The organism is Bacillus sp. SRB_331 (assembly GCF_003264175.1).
GTDB lineage: Bacteria > Bacillota > Bacilli > Bacillales > Bacillaceae_G > Bacillus_A > Bacillus_A mycoides.
In genome coordinates, this window is record NZ_NADV01000098.1 from 1 (window position 1) to 548 (window position 548).

Below are 548 nucleotides of genomic sequence, written 5' to 3' on the forward strand. Positions count from 1 at the left end.
ACCAGCTGTATGACTACAGCCTCCGGCACCAGGATAAGTAGCTGCGAATCGATCTGGAACTTGAAAGGTTGTAGAATCAAGGATGCGAATCCGCTCAAAGTAAGCAGAAAGAGAATGAGAAATTGTAGATGATCCTCCAATTTTAGCTTGTAGAAGTGTAGTAAATACATTTCGAAAGAAGGCTACAGAAGCCGAGTTAAATCGTCGATTAAGTCCCTCAGGACTTAATAAAATTCCTGTTGAAGTTTCTAATTGACTACAAAGTTGAGTAAGAGAGGTTGTAGCGATTTGTTGATTTAACCATACACACAAAGATAAAAAATGGTGCCCATGGCACTTACGTTTTCGTTTCATTCCGCCTGCTTCTATAGCTAATTGATTCAGTGTAGCGGGAGACATATAGCGATATAACTCTTCGGCAAATAAAGACAACTCTTGTTTTTGATGCATATTCATAAAAAGCACGTCACCCTTTCTCATTAACATAAGAGAATAGTAACGTGCTTTTAACTTCAAGAATAGTCTAAATCCTTAAGTTGATGGATGTG

At 38.1% G+C, this 548-nt stretch carries 1 protein-coding gene; it reads right to left on the reverse strand.

The genetic code is table 11. The annotated features are described in order from the left end of the window. Positions 1-456, reverse strand: a 456-nt coding sequence (locus B5P42_RS31370; protein WP_483295826.1) for a transposase, incomplete at its 3' end; no start/stop codon positions are given. Positions 457-548 lie beyond the last annotated feature (92 nt).